The sequence below is a fragment of the Oceanobacillus sp. CAU 1775 genome (assembly GCF_054482815.1).
The window spans coordinates 92,030-109,133 of record NZ_JBTLRO010000009.1 but is presented as its reverse complement, the minus strand read 5'-3'; the positions used below and the strand labels follow the sequence as shown (position 1 = coordinate 109,133).

Here is a 17,104-nt window from a genome sequence, read left to right as displayed (position 1 = left end):
TTTTGGGAACAAAACTTTCTATCCAATTCCTAACTTGTTCTTTTGTTGGTTCCAAATTAACAGTCATTATATATTTTTCTCCTTTACTCTGGTTTTTCTTATTCAACTATCCTGCCCCGTTAGTTTAAGTACATTTCTTCACAATATCTCATTTCATCGTAACACAAACATTCTGAATATAACATAAAAAAATAAATAAAACAGCGTTGTGCTTTTTTATCGCTGCTCTATTTATTATGAAATTTGAGATCCTGGATTTGATATACGACTTAGTAATAATTAAGTGTATTTTAAGCGAAAAGGCACTTAATAATAAATAAGCCGTATGCCTTATTCTCCATTTAGTTTTCTTCGGAAAGATACTCTTCTAAGGTCCAATCATTCGCAGCAATTTCTTCAGCTGCTTTGATACCGACATAGCGCAAGTGCCATGGTTCAAATTGGTAAAGCGTTATATCCTCTTTCTCCTTTGGGTAGCGAATAATAAAACCAAACTGGGCAGCATTTTCCTTAACCCATTGGCCTTCTGGTGTGCTTCCAAAGTCAGTAGTTAATAAATAATTAACAGCACTACTTGTTATGTCCATGGATAAACCAGATTGATGTTCTGATTCGCCTGCGCGTGCACTGAATTGATTCGCAGCGTCTTCTCCATGTGCCATCGCATAGGAAGCGAAAAGATTTACTTGTCGCTCATAGGATCTATACCCGGATTGGGCATAGAGCTGATGTCCTGCATCTTCAGCAGCTGCAAATAATTCTTCTAATGCTTTTGCAGCGGGTTCACGGAGCTGTTTCTTTGGTAAATCTTCTGTAAATGGAAAGGCAACATCAGGTACAACAAGGTCATGCGGTTCGTAATCAGATGGCAACGCATTTTGCTTATTAATAATCGCAAGGACTTCGTAAGGATTCCCTAGTACCTCGCTTCCAGCATTTGTTACAACTGGATCAGCAATCGGTGGAAGTCCAGTGCCAGCCTCGATTGTTTCATTAGTTTTTATAAGCTCTTCTATTGTGATTTTCGTTTCTTCGTCATATATTCCAGTTACTGATAGCTCATCATTTTGTAATTGAAAATCTGTAATAGCCCAAGTAGTTACTTCTTCATATTCACCATTAATGGGGAGGGTGTAACCAATTTTTTCTAAAGCAACTTGGAGATTTTCTACGTTATCTCCAGTATCTTTTTTCTGTAAAGGAGCGTTCGGAAGCTCGAATGCAATTTCTAAAGGTTTCTTGTTATTTTCTTTATCATTTGTTTTTCCTATATGCTCTTGATTTTCATCCCTTGGAACTGGTTTCTGGTCAACTTGTTCCATACATGCTGACATGAGCAAGACAGTAGCAAGTATGCCTAATATTTTCACTTTCATTGTATCCCTACATTCTATCCTTTAATAAATATCCTTCCTATTTTCTCACATCGAGAGCGTATTAAGCAATAGCTATGGGTAATACTGGAATAATCTGTTTATATAAAGTTGGTTTGTAAAGAAAGATTAACAAATTAGACATAGTTATCTTGAGCAGAAGGGTTGTAAATTGTGTCAAAATAGACTACAATTTATATATAAACTGTCCAGTCAGTTTTAAATAGAGGTAGGTGGAGAATATGCCAAAAATATCTGATGAAGCAAAAGAGGAAAGAAAAATTAAAATATTAGATGCTGCACTAGAATGTTTTTCAAAAAAGGGCTATTCGGCATCCACTGTAGACGATATTGTAAAGTATTCCGAACTGAGCAAAGGATCGGTTTATAATTACTTTAAGAGTAAAGAAGAAATATTTCTTAGTCTTTTGAATCAGAGAAGTGAAGCAGTATTTGAGAACTTGAGAGTTAATCTTGCGAGAATTGATAGTCCAGTTGAAAAATTGAAATACTGGATTCGAACAGATTTGCCGTATGATATTAATAAAAGAAAATTTATGCATGTCCACATTGAGTCGTGGTTATACGCTTCAGACGCTCCGCATGTGAAGGAGGTACTGAAAAAGAACTTTGATATTCTTTTCGGTATGACAGAAGAAATCATTTCCCAAGGGCAAGAAATTGGAGAAATTAAAAAAGATATTGATACGAATGCAGCAGCTGCAATGTTTTGGTCTTTACACGATGGAATTTGGCTTCATGCATCAATTGGTTATGATGAAGAAAAGATTGAAGCACGAATTGTAGAGATGGAAAAAGCAATGCTTGCATATTTAACTTAGGAACAAAGAAATTCATATAGATTACATGGAACAAATAAACTGACCAGTCATTTTAATTTAAAAGGAGGCGAAATATATGTTATCATTTTTCAAATGTAAAAAGTCAAAAAGTAACTCCCGTGATTATTTATACAAGATGAACGAAGAACAATTGCATCGCGAAAGAATCTCAGTAAACTACGATTTAATCCGCTCACTTGCAAGATAAGTCTTTTCTTTAGAGAAAAAGCTTCCTCATAAGCTTTGAATGTAACTTCTAGTGCATGCAAATTGCATGGCTAGGTGGAACGAATTTAGTTTAGACGACGCAACTTTTCCCAATCTTATATGAACAAAAAATGAAAGGCACTCCCATAAGAAGGGAATGCCTTATTTTTTTACTTGTTTTTTGCAAATAATTGAGCAATCTCTACAATAACTTCTGTAGCTTTCTGCATATTATCTACGGAAACATATTCAAACTTGCCATGGAAGTTCTCTCCACCTGTGAAAATATTCGGAGTAGGAAGGCCCATGAATGAAAGTTGAGAGCCATCTGTTCCACCACGTACCGGTTCGATAACAGGTTTGATCCCTAAGCTCTCCATTGCTTGCTGTGCGATATCAACAATATGCATTTCTGGCTCAATTTTTTCACGCATATTATAATACTGATCTTTCATTTCAAGTTCAACGTTTTCTTCTCCATGCTTTTCTTGCATTTCTTCAACGAAACTCTTTAATGTCGCTTTCTTATTTTCAAATTTCTCTTTGTCATGATCGCGAATAATATAATAAACTTGCGTAGATTCTACATCACCAGTTATGGAAATTAGGTGGTAGAATCCTTCATAACCCTCTGTATGCTCAGGAGATTCTTCTTCAGGAAATTTATTAACAAACTCGGCAGCTAGTTTACCAGAGTTCACCATTTTATTTTTCGCTGTACCAGGATGCACGCTATTACCTTTGAAAGTTATCTTTGCAGCAGCGGCATTAAAACTTTCATATTGTAATTCACCAAGTGGCCCACCATCTATGGTGTATGCATACCTTGCATCAAAGCGTTTGACGTCAAATTTATGTGGACCACGACCAATTTCTTCATCTGGTGTGAAAGCTACACGAATTCGTCCATGTTCAATTTCAGGATGTTGAATAAGGTAATTCATTGCGGTCATAATTTCAGCAATTCCAGCTTTGTTGTCTGCACCTAATAAAGTTGTTCCATCTGTCGTAATTAGCGTATGTCCTTTATAACTCGGTAACTCTGGGAATTCTTCTTTCGACAGGACAATATTTAACGCTTCATTTAATGTAATATCATTTCCATCAAAGTTTTCAATTACTTGTGGATTCACATTTTTACCCGTAAAGTCAGTTGCTGTATCAAGATGTGCAAGGAACCCAATCGTAGGTATATCCTTGTCTGTATTAGCTGGTAATGTCGCCATTAAATAACCATTATCATCTGATTCAACATCTTCCATCCCAATTTCTTTTAATTCTTTTGTTAAAACTTCTACTAAATCAAATTGTCCGGGTGTAGAAGGAGTCGTTTCTGAATCCTCATTTGATTGTGTATCGATTTTCGCGTAGGTGGTAAGTCGTTCAATTAGTTCCTCTTTCATTTTACAATCTCTCCTTAAATGATATATAACAATTATTTTAGCATATAAATTACGGAACTCGAAATATTATCTAAGTCTTTCTGAAGTTTCACTTTATTCTTACAGTAGAAAGGTTTACAATAGAAGAGAATGGAGGGATCTTGCATGACGAATTTAATTAGTGTAGAACGATTAAATCATCGACTAGAAAATCAACTAGATAATACAAGAATAATTGATGTAAGATTTAAATTAACTGATGAGAATGCTGGGAGAAAACTTTATCTTGAAAGTCACATCCCTGGAGCCGTGTACCTCGATTTAAATAAGGATTTGTCTGGAAGAGTAGAGAAGCATGGCGGTTCACATCCACTCCCAGATTTTAAAACCTTTATAAAAAAACTTGGAAATATTGGTGTTGATGAAGAAACAACAGTCGTTATTTATGATGAAGGTAATGATATGTTCGCAGCTAGGCTTTGGTGGTTGCTAGAAGCAATTGGCCATACGAAAGTTTATATCTTAGAAGGAGGTTTCAAGCATTGGGTTGCATCTGGAAATAAGGTAACCTCTGATATCCCAAGCTTGACGCCGAAAGAATATAAAGCAACATTTAATGAAGAAAAGATTGTTGATATTGACGCAGTAAAGGAAAAAGTTGCAGAAGGCACGACACTTATTGATTCCAGAACAGAGGATAGATACTTAGGTGATTTTGAACCACTTTATAGTAAAGCAGGACATATCCCAGGTGCGAAAAATTACTCATGGAAAACGGTGTTATCTGACGATGGAAAATGGTTAAAAGGGGAAGGCCTCAAACAACATTTCTCAGATTTGAATCAAGAAGAGGAAATTATCGTATCTTGCGGTTCTGGCGTATCGGCCTGTATAAATATCCTCGCACTTAAAGCAGCAGGTTATAAAAATGTAAAACTTTATCCAGGAAGCTTTAGTGATTGGATTTCTTATCCGGAAAATGACATTGAACTTGGAGAAGATAAGTAATGGATGTTCACCGTTGTGCATGGGTAACAGATGATCCAGTCTATATTTCTTACCATGATGAGGAGTGGGGACGCCCTGTGCATGATGACCAGCATTTATTTGAAATGCTTTCTTTAGAAGGAGCCCAAGCAGGTTTAAGCTGGATTACAATATTAAAGCGACGTGAAAATTATCGAAAAGCATTCGATCAGTTTGATGCACACCTAATCAGCACCTATAATGACGAAAAGATAGAAGAGTTAATGCAGAATGAAGGTATTATCCGTAATCGGCGCAAAATTGAATCGGTCATACGCAATGCAAAGGTATTTCTAGAAATCCAGAAAGAGTTTGGTAGTTTCGATACGTACATTTGGCAGTTTATTGGCGGGAAACCACTGATTAATAAGTGGAAGTCCTCAGCTGAAGTACCTGCAAGTACAACGGAATCGACAATGATGAGCAAGGACTTAAAAAAGCGCGGATTCAACTTTGTCGGACCAACAATTTGCTACGCATTTATGCAAGCAACCGGAATGGTAAATGATCATGTTGTCGATTGTTTTCTTCATAAGAAGTCTTTTTAATGATTTTAAATAAATGAAATCGCAGTGAAATTCATGATAGAATGCACTGCGAATTTTTAATTAGAGAGGTAAAACAATGATTCGAGTAGATGTCGTATACGCCCTTATTTATAGAGAAGATGTGGGGAAGATTTTAATGGTAAATAACATTGGTGGTCGCTGGACACTTCCAGGCGGAGCAGTGGAAAAGGTGAAACTTTTGAAAATGCAATTATTCGTGAAGTTAAAGAAGAAACAAATTTAACAATCGAAGTAGGCGAAGTTATAGCTGTAAATGAAGCAAAGTTTATCGAAAAAGAAAATCATGCGCTATTTATAACTTTTAGAGCCAAAGTTACCGATGGAGAAATTGCCATTAATTTCAAAGATGAAATAGCTGAAATAGAATGGGTAGACATAGAAAAAGCTAATGAATTAATGCCCTATCATCGTGGTGGAGTGGAGCGATTACTGACAGCTTCGTCACCTTATCATTTTCAAGGGTAATCGATTCAATAAATTTTATAAAAATATATTGGGAGAGGGAAAATGGATACGATACAACAAAATAGCAATGCATGGGATAAGAAAGTTGAAGAGGGCTCCAGGTATACACAACCTGTGAGTAGCGAAGAAATTCAAAAGAGTATAGCAGGAGAGTGGAAAATAACTGTAACAACTGAAAAGTCAGTTCCGAGAGAGTGGTTTCCTACTTCCATAAAGGGCTTGAAGATACTTTGCTTGGCGTCTGGTGGAGGGCAACAAGCACCAGTATTAGCTGCAGCAGGAGCGAATGTAACAGTTGTCGATATATCTAAAAAGCAATTAGAGCAAGATGAGATGGTTGCAAAACGAGAAGGATTAACTTTGAAAACGATACAAGGTGACATGACAGATCTTAGCCAGTTGGAGGATGAATCCTTTGATATGGTTGTTCAGCCTGTTTCTAATTTATTTGTAAAAGAAGTCCAACCTGTTTGGGATGAGATTTCGAGAGTACTAAAAACAAAGGGAATCCTAATTGTTGGATTTACAAATCCTTTATTATGGATTTTTGATGATGAACAAGAGAGAAAAGGAATTCTAGATGTGAAACACGCAATTCCTTCGTCTACATTAGATTATTTACCAAAGAATGAAGTTGAAGATTATATCAATTCTAATGAGACAATCGAATACGCACATACTTTAGAAGACCAAATCCAAGGGCAAATGAATGCAGGATTAGTTCTAACTGGTTTTTATGAGGATGACTTCGGTGGAACGCGAATAATAGATAACTATATTAAGACCTTTATTGCCACGAGAGCGATAAAGTTTTAACAGGTAGAGGCATTTATCATCTCATCACAATTGAATGGTTCTACTTTTGAAACAATTTCTTTAGAATGGAGATGATGAATTGCTAGAGCAAATCATTTCGAATTTTAAACTGCAGGTTCAAGCAATAACGCCGGTTGAAGATTCGCATAGTTCCACTGTTTATAAATGTCATTTACAAAGCGGAGATTGCGTGTTTATAAAGATTCCTTATACAAAATTGAAGTATCATCGAGAGTTAGAAGCTTATGAGATTTTGCGCGGAAAAGTTGCTATTCCTCGTCTAATAGATTATTGGGCAGGCGATTCAAGTTGTCCAGGTGCATTTCTGTTATCTGAATTAAAAGGCGAGCCTTTATCAACAAATGTTTCACCCGAAGTAGCATATGAAGTAGGTATACTTCATGCATCAATACATAATGTTGCACCTAGGAACGTAGAAGTTTTAACAGGTATCAAGAATGAGTTTGTAAATTGGTCAACTTTTGTTGAAAAACAATTCTATAGCTTTGCCGAAGATGTTAAAGGGGTCTTAAATAAGGAACTATACGATAAAGCTATCGTTAAATATGAAGATATGAAAAGCCAACTGCCTTCCCCTGATGGGCCAAGTTTCATTCACATGGATTTTCGTCCGGCGAATATAATAATTGCTGGCACTCAAGTTTCAGGAGTAATTGATTTTGAAAGTGTTCGTTTCGGTTCAACAGAAGTAGACTTTACGAAGCTACATCGTGACTTTTTAAGCTTTAATCAAGCTTTTTACTTGGCATATCAAGAAGGTTATAAAAGTGTTAGGTCCTTAATTGATTTAGACGCGGTCCTACCTTTTTATCAATTTACCGATGCTTTTAATAGTATTGGTTGGTGTAAAAGAAGGGGAATGGAGAAGCATGCTCTATTTCTTGAGGAAAACTTGGTTCGTTTGGAACAGATGTTGTTATAAACTTTTTGAGACAGTGAATATGGGTTGCCTCATCACGAGACAACCCATTTCCAATTTACTTATCTAATTCAATTGTCTCATTCACTTCACTTGATTCGGAATCTTGCCCTGTCATACGTTTGTAGAAAAAAGCAATTCTTTTTGTAATGCTACCAGACTCCCAATACTCTGCAGCTTCTGCTTTCACCTTGATTAAGACTAAGTTAGGATCGTCCACAGTAGTCTGCATAAACTTCTCATAGGCTTTATTCCACAATTCTTCTTTTTTACTAACGTCCTCGACAATTTCAGCTTGTCCTCGGATAGACACGTAAGATTTACCTGCATAGGCAACATTCACATCCTGGCCGTGCAAGATTTCTTTATATTTATCTGTTTCTTTTTTAGTGAAGAACCATAAATCACCATCGAATTCTACTTCCTGTGTTTTCATCGGACGCGAGACAAGTCCTTCTGGTGTAACTGTAGTTAGCATAGCTACATCTACATCTTTAATTAAATCTCTTAATGTTTCCATTTCTTCTTGTTTAATTCTATTAGACATTCATATCACCTCTTAGAAAATTTTAATTCTGGGTACAGAGGTATACTTCCCTTTCTTTAGAATAATATTCATATAGTTTCAGGTGAGAAAAATTCGTTGGATAAAAAAAGCTAAGAGAAATGATCTCTTAGCTTTAAAATTATAGTTTAAACACTCTTATTTCCTCATTAAGATTTTCTGCAAGTCGTGCAAGTTCATCAGCGCTACCAGAAACCTCTTCCATTGAACTTGCTGTTTGTTCAGAGGATGCAGCAGCTTCTTCTACTCCGGCAGCTGACTCTTCTGACACGGATGCAACCTCTTCAATAAGGTTATTCATCTCACCAGTAGTTTGAGAAATTCGGTTTAAATTCGTTGAAATCAGTGTGATGTTTTCAGTCATTTCTGTAACGGCTTGTTGGATGGTGTCAAAGTTCTTTCCAGTTGTTTCGATTTGTTCTGTACCTGTTTGCACCTCAGCATAGCCTTTAGATAATGAATCTACAACTGCTTCAGTTTCAGATTGGATATTAGTTACGATTGTTGTAATTTCCGCCACTGATGTTGAAACTTGTTCAGATAATTTCCTTACTTCATCAGCTACAACTGCAAAACCTTTTCCATGTTCTCCAGCTCTTGCAGCTTCAATTGCCGCATTTAGAGAAAGAAGGTTTGTTTGATTTGCAATGCCCTCAATTACTGTTACAAGATTTGAAATAGCTTCTGATTGTTTATCGAGACTTTTCACCTTTTCAACAGCTTCTTCCACAATTTGATCAATATTCTTCATTTGATCTACAGAAGAGGTCATTAGTTTTCGCCCCTCATTTGTTAAACTAAGAACGTGTTCTGATCTAGTTGAAACTTCGGTGCCATTCTGCTCAGATTCTTTTACCATTTGAGAGAAGTCATTCATCTTTTCAGCAAGATTTGATGCACTATTTGCTTGGGTTTCTGCCCCAGTAGATAACTCTTCCATTGTAACGGCGACTTGAATATTACCTTCTCGTACTTCATTTGCGGATTGATTTAATTCCTCACTCTGACTCGTTAGGCTTTCGCTTGCTTTAGAAATATTCGTCAATATACTTTGAATATTTACTTTTAATAGATTTACTGCTGAAGCAAGCTGTCCAATTTCATCTTTACCTTCATAGTCAATCGTTTTAACGCGTAGATTTCCCTTGGCAACTTCTATTGTTGTATTCACAACGCGATTTAATTCTTTAGAGATTTTTCTGCTCACTAAAATAATAAGTAAAATTCCTATTATCACAGAAGCTATATTTGCGATTGATAGAACTGCACGGCTATCTGCCATACTACTTTTTACTTCTGCAACTGCAGCTTCCTGTCTTTCTGTGTTAATCGCTAATAATTGATTAACGAACTCAATATTCTCTGTTCGGAAACGGTATGTAGTTTCTCGCATGCTTCTCGCCATTATTGAATTGTTATTCTCTATGGAAGAAACAATATTTGTGTGGAATGTATTATTAATACTGCTATCATTTCTTTTAAGGTTCGTTATTAATTCAATTTCTTCCTCTGTATGTAACTGTGATTCGATTCTTTCTAATAAAGTATCAAGTTGAGCTTCGTATTCCGTGAAATTATCAACATATGTATTGTCTTCAGTTAATAAAAAGTCAGAGATCTGTACATCTTTAGCTTGGATGATTGCAGTCAGCTCAGACATATCATTCACTTGGTGACTATATTTTTCTAAGTCATTTGCATTCTCATCAGCAATATTCAGCTGTAGATAAACAAGAAATCCTGATAATAAAAATATGAATACTGTTACCATGAACACGCTTATGTATTTGGGTCCAATTTTTAGATTGCTAAACTTGAAGGAGCGTTTCTTTATTGGCTTTTTGTTCTTTATTCTCTGTACTTTCTTTTTCTCTTTCACTTTCATTTGTTTAATTTCCCCCTGTGAAAAGTCTTGTAAATAGTCATAATTTCATGACTAATTATATTACTTCATTTTATTATACATGATATATGAGTAGAAAGGTATCTATTATTATAGGAAAAAAGGATTATTAAACTTCCAGTTAAGTACTAATTTAAATGATAGTGCTTCTTATGTAGTAGGAATGCTGAAGTGGACACGGAATATTCTGCTGTTCGCAATTGACGCCAACGTAGCTTCAGCTAAATACTAGTTTCCGTTCTCAGATACGGCGAATAGTGTTAATTTAAGCGTAAAAACTGAAGTTCACAGAGAAGTTGGTATACTGCCATTAAAATGGACACTTTGATTTATTCACAAATTTCATTATAGAATAATCATCAAGGGGGAGATTTTAATGGCAAGAAAAGTATACGATAACCGAACAAAAAGGCAAGCTGTAGAATTATATTTTGAAGGTCATAGTGTTCCTACTATCATGGAGAAATTAGAAATTAACCAAAGGCGTTCGATCTATAAATGGATTAACGTTGTAAAGGCAGAAGGTTTTGATGCCCTTTCCGATCAACGAAAAAATAATACAGGTAGACCTAATAAAACCACACTGGAAGAGGAATATGAGTTATTAAAGGTGGAGAATGCGTATCTAAAAAAGCTTTTGCTGTTAAGGAAGGGGGGAAACGTGTAAAACAATTAGCTTTTGAAACTATCCATAAACTAGCCAATGATTACCCTATCAAGACACTATGTAGCTTATTTCGCGTATCACGTTCAGGATATTACGCGTGGAAAAAAAGAGATGGCGTATATCAAAAAGATGTAAAGGATGAAAAGCTGTTCGAAATTATAAATAAACACTTTGAAAAACATTATAAAATGGTTGGCGCAGAGCGGTTAAGCATCATATTAGAGAACGAAGAAAATATAAAGGTTGGTAAGAAACAAGTAGCTAGAGTGATGAGGAAGTATGGGTTATACTGCGTCATTCGTCGAAAATATAGAAATTATAATAATCCAGCCATAGTCGCACCCAATTTACTGGAACAAAACTTTACAGCGACTAAACCACGGATAAAGTTAGCTATTGATATAACTTATATAGGCATAACGCAGCCATACAGGAAGTGGGCGTATCTATGTGCCGTAAAGGATTTATATAACGGCGAAGTCTTGGCTTCTACCTTTGGTAATAAGCAAAATACGCAATTAGTGTTAAACACGGTAAAAAAACTAAAAGAAAAAGGGTTAGGGAAAGGAGCCATTCTGCATAGCGATCAGGGAGCTCAATTCACTAACCGAGACTATTTTCAATTACTTGGTCAATCTAATATCACCCCTTCGATGTCGCGAAGGGGAAACTGTTGGGATAATGCCCCTATAGAGAGCTTCTTCAGTATCATCAAGGAAGAAATGCCAATTATGTTTTCTTACAAGACGTTCGAAGAAACGAGCCAAGCAATCGAAGAATATATCACTTATTATAACAAAGAACGCGTGGTAACAAAACTCAGAATGTCACCACAACAATACTTAAGTAAGTTTCAACTAGAAGTAGCATGATTTTTCCTTGGAACCACTCCCAAAGAGCATAATTCTAAGGTTGGTTTTGTCAAGGGAAAGAACACCCTTGACAAAACCAACCTTAGAATTGAAAAGTCATCATGTGGTTTCAAGGAAAAAATAAAATGGGTGTGAATTAATTAATGTGTCCACTTGACAGAGGTCTGTCCAGTTACCCAATGTTCACATGTAACTCACCGAAGTTCACAATTGCCACCTTCGCACCGCCCAAAAACATAGGATTTTCCACATAAATCACTCTCCATAATCCTTCTTCTTTCATTTAATAGAAGAAAGAAGTAAAATAGGAACAAGATAATGAATAGATGTACGGAGGTAGTATTAATGGAAACTGGGATTAACCAAAGAAAAACAGAACATATTCGTTTATGCCTGACAGATAGGGTAGAAGGCGTTAATAAAACTACAGGACTTGAGGGAATACATTTCATTCATAATGCGTTACCCGAAATAAACTTTGATGATATTAAAATTGACACATCCTTCTTAGGAAAACAGTTGAAAGCCCCATTCCTAGTCAGCTCAATGACAGGTGGTTCAAAGCTCGCAACTGAAATCAATCATAATCTCGCCCTCGCTGCAGAAGCAAAAGGTTGGGTAATGGCGATTGGTTCAACAAGAGCACTTTTAGAAAGTGATCAATATAAAGATTCTTTCATGGTTCGTAAACAGGCACCGACTGCACCAGTCATCGTAAATATTGGAGCGGTTCAGTTTAATTATGGTTATGGGCCTGAAGAATGCCAGCGAATTATTGATAAAACAGAAGCGGATTCTATCGTTCTTCATTTAAATAGCATGCAAGAAATTGTTCAAGACGGTGGAGATCTTAACTTTGAAAATCTTCTACCTAAGATTGAAGAAGTATGTAAAACACTCGACGTTCCAGTTGGTGTTAAGGAAGTTGGATTTGGAATTGATGGTAGCGTAGCAGAAAAATTATATAATGCAGGAATTTCTTATATTGATGTTGCTGGAGCAGGAGGCACTTCTTGGAGTCAAGTTGAAAAACTTAGAACTCGAGATAAGATGAAGCAAGCTGCAGCAGAAGCATTTAATAACTGGGGAATCCCAACGAAAGATTGCATTGTTTCCGTACGTAGTAAATTACCTGAGGCACCGCTTGTTGCAAGTGGTGGGATGAGTACTGGCGTTGATGCTGCAAAGGCGATAACAATCGGAGCAGATATTATTGGATTTGCCCGTCATTTATTAAAAGCAGCAACTGAATCAGAAGAAGCAGTGTTAGAAGTAATGGAACAAATTGAATTAGAATTAAAAATGGTGATGTTTGGTATCGGAGTTAAGAATTTATCTGAACTGAAAAATACCAACCGTGTGAATATCATGGGAACATCATTAATGGATAACAATTAATATACACAAAAAATATAATGTGAGATAAAGAATCAAAAAGGGGATCTTAGTAAGATGAAAATTGAGATTTGGTCGGATTTTGTATGTCCGTTTTGTTATATCGGTATTAGAAAATTGCATGATGCTCTTGCAGATTTTCCTAATAAAGATCAAATAAAAATTGAATATAGAAGCTATCAGCTTGATCCAACGGCCGAATACATCCCAGACAAAGACTTTCATGAAACTCTATCTGAATTAAAAGGCATCCCCTTGGATCAAACAATAGAAATGAATGAACAAGTAAGAAGGCAAGCGCTGGATGTAGGATTAGATTTTAATTTTGAGGAAATAAAATATACGAATACGTTCATTGCACACCGAGTTTTACAGTATGCAATATCTAAAGGGAAAGGTCCTGAGCTTGTTGAAAAGTTTATGCATGCATACTTTACAGATGCTGCATTATTGAATGATGAGCATACATTAATCAAACTAACGAATGAAGTTGGCTTGGATTCTTTAGATGTTAATGAAGTCATCCATTCGGAACGATTTAAAATTAAAGTTGCGGAAGATATTAGTGTTGCCGCAGAAATTGGCATTCAAGGGGTTCCGTTCTATGTTTTCAATGAAAAGTATGGAATTTCTGGTGTCAAATCAAGCGATATTTTCACTGATATTCTCTCTAAGGTATGGGAAGAGCAACAAAAAGAACCAGTCCTTCAAGGAAAAACAAAAGCAAAAACTTCCTATTGTACAGGTGAGAGTTGTGAAGAGTATTAAAATGGAAACACACTGCAATAATATGTAGTGTGTTTTTCTCGTTGATAGATCGCTTACAAATCGACTAACAAGCGGAGCAATTATTATTGACTATGAGTATAAATCTGATATACTAAAATTATCAGCTAATTGATAATGAATCTCATTCTTAATTAGAATAGTTTGCAGGTAATAATTATTATTATTTATAGAAGAATATAGAACGTAATTCAAAGGGAATAGGAAAAGCGCGAGGCTTGGCTAGATGTGCTTTTCAAAGAGAAGGGCAGTCTATGAAGATAAGGTACTTAATTATATTATTAATTATTTTTTCCATACTATCTGTGTTTATTGGTGTAACTAGTGTTACTCCACTTGATATCTTCGACTTATCAGACACACAGAAACAGGTGTTGATGGTTAGTAGAATACCAAGATTGCTTAGTATCGTCATTGCAGGTATGAGCATGAGTATTATTGGACTAATTATGCAGCAGCTGAGCAGAAATAAATTCGTATCACCAACGACTGCAGGTACTTTAGATTCTGCAAGGCTTGGGATACTCGTCTCGATGATGATGTTCTCATCCGCTACAGCAATCCAACAAATGTTAGTATCCTTCGTGTTCGCCTTGCTAGGCACACTGATCTTTATGCAAATTTTAAATAGAATAAAGTTCAAGGATGCTGTCTTTATTCCATTAGTTGGTTTAATGCTTGGAAACATTATTAGTTCTATATCCACATTTTTTGCTTATCAAAATGATTTGATTCAAAATATGTCGTCCTGGATGCAGGGTGACTTTTCCATGATTATGAGTGGAAATTATGAACTGATGTTTGTAAGTATTCCATTATTAATCGTAGCTTATCTGTACGCTAATAAATTTACGATTGCAGGTATGGGCGAAGACTTCTCAAAAAGTCTAGGACTGAAATATCGTCAGGTTGTCAATATCGGATTGATAATTAGTGCGTTAGTAACCGCGTCCGTCGTTCTATCTGTCGGAGTAATTCCTTTTCTAGGATTAATTATTCCGAACATCGTCACCATTTATCAAGGTGATCATTTGAAAAACACATTAATACATACAGCATTGCTAGGTGCAGTATTTGTTCTATTTTGTGATATTATCGGCAGGGTGATTATTTATCCATATGAAATTCCAATCAGCTTAACAGTTGGTGTGATAGGTAGTGGAATATTCATCTACTTATTATTAAGGAGAAAAAAGTATGGGTTATAAGAAGAAAACAGTTATCCTTGCCGTTGTTGCACTTTTCCTAGCGCTACTTTATATATTTTATGATTTAACTGGGAATATCGATTATGTTTTGCCGCGAAGAGTTATTCGTGTATTTACGATAATCTTAACTGGCGGAGCAATCGCTTTCTCAACTGTAGTCTTTATGACAATTACGAATAACCGAATATTAACACCAAGTGTTTTAGGTTTAGATTCCCTTTATATGCTAATTCAAACCGTAATTATATTTTTATTTGGTGCGAATTCGCTTGTAATGATGAACAGCGGTGTTAATTATCTTATCTCCATTGCGGGAATGGTATTATTCTCACTTGTGCTTTACCAGTTTTTATTCAAAGGTGAGAAAAACAATATTTATTTCTTACTACTTATCGGTATGATTTTAGGATCGTTCTTTGGGAGTTTTACAGACTTCATGCAAGTGTTAATCGATCCGAATGAATTCAGTGTTGCGCAAGACCGAATGTTTGCAAGTATTAATAATGTCAATACGGATTTAGTATATATATCAGTAGTGATAATTGCGGTTGTAACGCTTTATTTTCTAAGGTTTTATAAGTATTTAGATGTCCTTGCTTTGGGTAAAGATGATGCGATTAATTTAGGTGTCCCATATGACTTTGTCGTTAAAAGACTTCTAATTATCGTCGCAGTTCTAATCTCTGTAGCAACGGCATTAATTGGACCAATTACTTTCTTAGGACTTCTCGTTGTAAACGTTGCATATGAAATGATGAAGACTTACCGTCATTTTTATATCATCCTAAGTTCAATATTTGTAAGTATTATCGCTTTACTTGGAGGGCAGTTCCTCGTAGAAAAGGTATTCACCTTCAACACAACAGTAAGTGTAATTATTAATTTCATTGGTGGAGTTTACTTTATATATCTTTTATTAAAGGAGAATAAATCATGGTAGATTTGAAGAATGTTTTTAAATCATATGGGAGCAAGCCAATTATAGAGGATGTTTCTCTTAAAATAGAAAAAGGTACGATTACGTCATTCATTGGTCCAAACGGTGCAGGGAAGAGTACGTTGATTTCAATGATTAGCCGATTGATTACAAGAGATCAAGGGGACATTACTATCGACGGCCATGATGTTTTAAAAACAAAAAACAATGAGCTGGCAAAGAAAATTTCAATTCTTAAGCAATCAAATGCTGTGAATTTAAAGCTAACCGTTCGTGAACTCGTATCATTTGGACGTTTCCCTTATTCTCAAGGAAAATTAAACAAAGAGGACTGGGACAAAGTAGATGAAGCAATTTCATACTTAGAGCTTGAAGAAATCCAACATAAATATTTAGATCAACTATCAGGTGGTCAACGACAGCGTGCACATATTGCGATGGTAGTGGCACAGGATACAGAATATATTTTACTAGATGAACCATTAAACAACTTGGATATGCGTCATGCGACACAAATTATGAAAACACTTCGTCGTCTAGTGGACGATATGGGTAAAACGATTGTAATTGTTATCCATGATATTAACTTTGCATCTTGTTACTCTGACCAAATTGTCGCATTAAAAGATGGGAAGATTGTTAAACAAGGACGCGCGTGTGATGTTATTGATACATGTGTCCTTAAAGAGATTTACGATATGGATATCGAGATTCAAGAAATTAATAACCAACGAATTTGTGTTTATTACTAATCAAATCATTTCTTTTAGTGAGTTAGACGAAATGTGACCATAAAAAAATCCCCGTCCTGATAGGCGGCAACCTAAATTCAGAACAAGGGAAATTCACTACCTTTATATTAACTTATAATAGAAGCTAGGTAAACATAAATGCTTCATTAGTATTATTAAAATATCAATTACTCCAGTTTGACTTAAAAATCGCGACACTTTACGAAGATACAGTACAAATATAATAAAAGGAGTATTAGAAGCAACTGCAGTACTGTTTATCTTGGAATTGCGAAAGTAAACGAGGAGTTCCATTATAAAATAAAATCACATGAGTCTACTTGCGACAGATAAATGCTTTGCTTAGTTTTAATATAGGCTAGAATTCTAGCCAACAATACAATTGAATAAAAGGGAGTT

The 17,104-nt window shown here is 35.6% G+C and carries 17 protein-coding genes and 1 pseudogene; 14 read left to right on the top strand and 4 right to left on the bottom strand.

Going from position 1 to position 17,104, the window contains the following annotated elements:
* Nucleotides 1-341 precede the first annotated feature (341 nt).
* Nucleotides 342-1,376: a D-alanyl-D-alanine carboxypeptidase family protein gene (locus ACXYMZ_RS14415; RefSeq protein WP_458949105.1), complete on the bottom strand. Its 1,035-nt coding sequence runs from the start codon at nt 1,374-1,376 to the stop codon at nt 342-344.
* Between the two features lie 239 nt (nt 1,377-1,615).
* On the opposite strand from ACXYMZ_RS14415, the gene ACXYMZ_RS14410 reads away from it, so the two are divergent.
* Entirely contained in the window at nt 1,616-2,215 is a 600-nt protein-coding gene (locus ACXYMZ_RS14410; RefSeq protein ID WP_458949104.1) for a TetR/AcrR family transcriptional regulator, read from the top strand.
* Between the two features lie 76 nt (nt 2,216-2,291).
* Nucleotides 2,292-2,423 (top strand): hypothetical protein, encoded by a 132-nt coding sequence (locus ACXYMZ_RS14405; RefSeq protein ID WP_458949103.1) that lies wholly within the window; start codon nt 2,292-2,294, stop codon nt 2,421-2,423.
* Between the two features lie 169 nt (nt 2,424-2,592).
* Here the strand turns inward: ACXYMZ_RS14405 and pepT are convergent, their stop codons facing one another.
* Nucleotides 2,593-3,825 (bottom strand): peptidase T, encoded by a 1,233-nt coding sequence (pepT, locus tag ACXYMZ_RS14400; protein WP_458949101.1) that lies wholly within the window; start codon nt 3,823-3,825, stop codon nt 2,593-2,595.
* A gap of 144 nt (nt 3,826-3,969) precedes the next feature.
* Between pepT and ACXYMZ_RS14395 the strand changes: the two genes are divergently transcribed.
* The 5 genes and pseudogenes from ACXYMZ_RS14395 (at nt 3,970) to ACXYMZ_RS14375 (ending at nt 7,623) form a co-directional block, all read left to right on the top strand.
* Nucleotides 3,970-4,812, top strand: a complete 843-nt coding sequence (locus ACXYMZ_RS14395) for a sulfurtransferase (protein ID WP_458949100.1) — start codon at nt 3,970-3,972, stop codon at nt 4,810-4,812.
* Nucleotides 4,812-5,378, top strand: a complete 567-nt coding sequence (locus ACXYMZ_RS14390) for a DNA-3-methyladenine glycosylase I (protein ID WP_458949099.1) — start codon at nt 4,812-4,814, stop codon at nt 5,376-5,378. The genes ACXYMZ_RS14395 and ACXYMZ_RS14390 overlap by 1 nt, the downstream gene beginning before the upstream one ends.
* A 76-nt stretch (nt 5,379-5,454) precedes the next feature.
* Nucleotides 5,455-5,864, top strand: a pseudogene (locus ACXYMZ_RS14385) (NUDIX hydrolase).
* A gap of 42 nt (nt 5,865-5,906) precedes the next feature.
* Nucleotides 5,907-6,680 (top strand): class I SAM-dependent methyltransferase, encoded by a 774-nt coding sequence (locus ACXYMZ_RS14380; RefSeq protein ID WP_458949098.1) that lies wholly within the window; start codon nt 5,907-5,909, stop codon nt 6,678-6,680.
* 79 nt (nt 6,681-6,759) lie between these two features.
* Nucleotides 6,760-7,623, top strand: a complete 864-nt coding sequence (locus ACXYMZ_RS14375) for an aminoglycoside phosphotransferase family protein (RefSeq protein ID WP_458949097.1) — start codon at nt 6,760-6,762, stop codon at nt 7,621-7,623.
* 55 nt (nt 7,624-7,678) lie between these two features.
* Here the strand turns inward: ACXYMZ_RS14375 and ACXYMZ_RS14370 are convergent, their stop codons facing one another.
* A complete protein-coding gene (locus ACXYMZ_RS14370; protein WP_458949096.1) occupies nt 7,679-8,167 on the bottom strand; it encodes a pyridoxamine 5'-phosphate oxidase family protein in 489 nt (162 codons plus the stop codon).
* A 139-nt stretch (nt 8,168-8,306) separates the two neighbouring features.
* A complete protein-coding gene (locus tag ACXYMZ_RS14365; RefSeq protein ID WP_458949095.1) occupies nt 8,307-10,070 on the bottom strand; it encodes a methyl-accepting chemotaxis protein in 1,764 nt (587 codons plus the stop codon).
* A 394-nt stretch (nt 10,071-10,464) separates the two neighbouring features.
* On the opposite strand from ACXYMZ_RS14365, the gene ACXYMZ_RS14360 reads away from it, so the two are divergent.
* From ACXYMZ_RS14360 to ACXYMZ_RS14330, 7 genes are all read left to right on the top strand, one after another.
* Entirely contained in the window at nt 10,465-10,755 is a 291-nt protein-coding gene (locus ACXYMZ_RS14360; RefSeq protein ID WP_458949078.1) for a helix-turn-helix domain-containing protein, read from the top strand.
* The gene (locus tag ACXYMZ_RS14355) at nt 10,692-11,627 is read left to right on the top strand and encodes an IS3 family transposase (RefSeq protein ID WP_458949110.1); all 936 of its coding nucleotides are present in this window, start codon (nt 10,692-10,694) and stop codon (nt 11,625-11,627) included. Before ACXYMZ_RS14360 ends, ACXYMZ_RS14355 begins: the two co-directional genes overlap by 64 nt.
* Before the next feature lie 345 nt (nt 11,628-11,972).
* Entirely contained in the window at nt 11,973-13,025 is a 1,053-nt protein-coding gene (fni, locus tag ACXYMZ_RS14350) for a type 2 isopentenyl-diphosphate Delta-isomerase (RefSeq protein WP_458949094.1), read from the top strand.
* Between the two features lie 54 nt (nt 13,026-13,079).
* Nucleotides 13,080-13,790 (top strand): DsbA family oxidoreductase, encoded by a 711-nt coding sequence (locus ACXYMZ_RS14345; protein ID WP_458949093.1) that lies wholly within the window; start codon nt 13,080-13,082, stop codon nt 13,788-13,790.
* 272 nt (nt 13,791-14,062) lie between these two features.
* Nucleotides 14,063-15,016, top strand: coding sequence for an ABC transporter permease (locus ACXYMZ_RS14340; protein ID WP_458949092.1), 954 nt, complete (start codon nt 14,063-14,065; stop codon nt 15,014-15,016).
* Nucleotides 15,006-15,956, top strand: a complete 951-nt coding sequence (locus tag ACXYMZ_RS14335; RefSeq protein ID WP_458949091.1) for an iron chelate uptake ABC transporter family permease subunit — start codon at nt 15,006-15,008, stop codon at nt 15,954-15,956. Before ACXYMZ_RS14340 ends, ACXYMZ_RS14335 begins: the two co-directional genes overlap by 11 nt.
* Nucleotides 15,950-16,705: an iron ABC transporter ATP-binding protein gene (locus tag ACXYMZ_RS14330; RefSeq protein WP_458949090.1), complete on the top strand. Its 756-nt coding sequence runs from the start codon at nt 15,950-15,952 to the stop codon at nt 16,703-16,705. Before ACXYMZ_RS14335 ends, ACXYMZ_RS14330 begins: the two co-directional genes overlap by 7 nt.
* Nucleotides 16,706-17,104 lie beyond the last annotated feature (399 nt).